This window comes from Acidimicrobiia bacterium (assembly GCA_016650365.1).
In the GTDB taxonomy this organism is placed as follows: domain Bacteria; phylum Actinomycetota; class Acidimicrobiia; order Spongiisociales; family JAENVV01; genus JAENVV01.
In genome coordinates, this window is the sequence record JAENVV010000200.1 from 1 (window position 1) to 2,161 (window position 2,161).

The following is a 2,161-nucleotide window of genomic DNA, read 5'->3' on the forward strand; positions in this document are numbered from 1 at the left end:
AGGGGCCATCGAGGTGCCAGTCATCTATGCGGATTCACTTCGACCTGGTCTCACCTTCATGACGTTCCACCATCCGGACGAGGCAGACGTCAACCAATTGACGCTCGACGCCTGGGACCCCAAGTCTGGAACCGCAGAATTCAAGGCGACCGCCATCCGAATCGAAAAGGTGTAGATCATCGATATCAAGCTGATGAACAAGACCGCTACCGACGCCGAGCGAGGCGCGGTCGATGGTCTCCTTGATTCGCTCCCAGCCGGATGGGATGGCAACCCACTTGAAGGACGCCTGGCGTTCTCGGGGTTGCACCGTTCCCAGCAACTTCGCCATCTCCTACTCCCGGCTCTCGATGCCGTTCAGTCCGAGATCGGCTGGGTCAGCCCGGGGGCGCTCGATTACATCTGTTCCACCCTGATCGTGCCGCCCGCCGAAGCGTACGGCGTGGCCACTTTCTATGCGTTGATCTCGACTACTCCCCTGGCTCCCATCGTCGTGCACGTGTGCGACGACATTTGCTGTCGTGATCGTGGTGCGGTCGAGATCATCGCGGCTCTTCGGACAGTTTTTGGCGAGCCTCGATCGGCGGATGGTCCGGCAACGTGGATGACCAGCCCCTGTCTCGGGCAATGCGATCGGGCGCCCGCTGTGTTCATCCAACGCGCCGGCCAGGACGACCTGGTGATCGCTCCGGCCAATCCGGTTTCGGTATTGGCCGTGGTTGATGGACTCATTCAACCGATGACGGTCTCCACGGCGTCGACCACGCTGCTCGGGCGACCGGGTGGCAAGTCGCTCGAGGCCTATCAACGAGGCGGCGGGTACGTTGCTTTGGCTGTCGCTGCTTCGCAGGGCCCGGATCGCAGCATCGCCGAAATCAAGGCTTCCAATCTCCGGGGACGAGGTGGGGCGGCGTTCCCGGCCGGGATCAAATGGGAAGCCGTTGCGAGGACTGCCTCCGACCACAAGTACGTCATCTGCAACGCGGATGAGTCCGAGCCGGGTACGTTCAAAGATCGCGACCTCATGGAATCGAACCCGTACGCACTGGTCGAGGCAATGACGATCGCCGGTTTCGCCACCGGTGCCACCCGGGGTTACGTCTACATTCGCGGCGAGTATCCGCTCGCCACGGCCCGCCTGCGGGCGGCGATCCGCGAAGCTTATGCAGCCGGGCTGCTTGGCTCAGATGTTGGCGGTCACGGTTTCGCGTTCGATCTAGAACTGCGGCGTGGGCAGGGCGCCTACATCTGCGGTGAAGAAACTGCCCTCATGAATTCGATCGAAGGCAAGCGCGGCGAACCTCGCAACAAACCACCGTTTCCTACCGTGTCGGGGCTGTTTGGCAAGCCAACCGTCATCAACAATGTCGAGACGCTCGTCAACGTCATCGACATCATTGAGCATGGCGGCGAGACCTGGGCACAGGTGGGGACGGCCGATTCGACCGGACCGAAGCTCTTCTGCCTCTCTGGTGCGGTTGCCAAACCGGGCGTCTACGAGGTGGCGTTCGGGGCGACACTCGGAGACCTCCTCGACCTGGCAGGAGGGACTACCGGGGACATCCAGGCGATCTTGCTCGGCGGAGCGGCCGGTTCGTTCGTGACCGGCGACCAACTCGACATACCTCTGACGTTTGAAGGCTCACGGGCCGCCGGAGTGTCTCTCGGTTCCGGGGTCATCATGGTCTTCGATACCTCGACCGACATGACCGACGTCGCCCGCCGACTCGCCCAGTTCTTTCGAGATGAGTCCTGCGGCCAGTGCGTCCCGTGCCGGGTCGGCACCGCTCGGATTGAGGAGAGCCTCGCTCGGAAACTGAATGGGCACGGCGACCTCGATCTCCAACTCATCGACGACATCGACGTTGCCATGAAAGATGCCTCGATCTGCGGCCTCGGGCACACGGCCGCGACCGCAGTGCGTTCCCTTATCGACCTAGGACTCATATGAGCGTCACCGTCACGATCAATGGCCAGTCGGTTTCGGTGCCGGACGGTGCCACGCTGCTTGAGGCGTGTCGCTCTGAAGAGATTGACACACCGACACTCTGTTACCTGGAGAACCTCACCCCGGTCAACGCCTGCCGGGTTTGTGTGGTCGAGGTCGAAGGCAGTCGCACCCTCGTGCCAGCCTGCTCCCGGCCTGCCGAAGAGGGCATGG

3 protein-coding genes are annotated in these 2,161 nt (G+C 62.4%); all 3 read left to right on the forward strand.

From position 1 onward, the window contains the following. Positions 1–175, forward strand: a 175-nt coding sequence (locus JJE47_12145; GenBank protein MBK5268174.1) for a hypothetical protein, incomplete at its 5' end; no start/stop codon positions are given. Between the two features lie 3 nt (positions 176–178). Then, positions 179–1,951: an NAD(P)H-dependent oxidoreductase subunit E gene (locus JJE47_12150; GenBank protein ID MBK5268175.1), complete on the forward strand. Its 1,773-nt coding sequence runs from the start codon at positions 179–181 to the stop codon at positions 1,949–1,951. Further along, the coding region (locus tag JJE47_12155) for a (2Fe-2S)-binding protein (protein MBK5268176.1) at positions 1,948–2,161 on the forward strand (214 nt) is incomplete at its 3' end. The genes JJE47_12150 and JJE47_12155, both read left to right, overlap by 4 nt.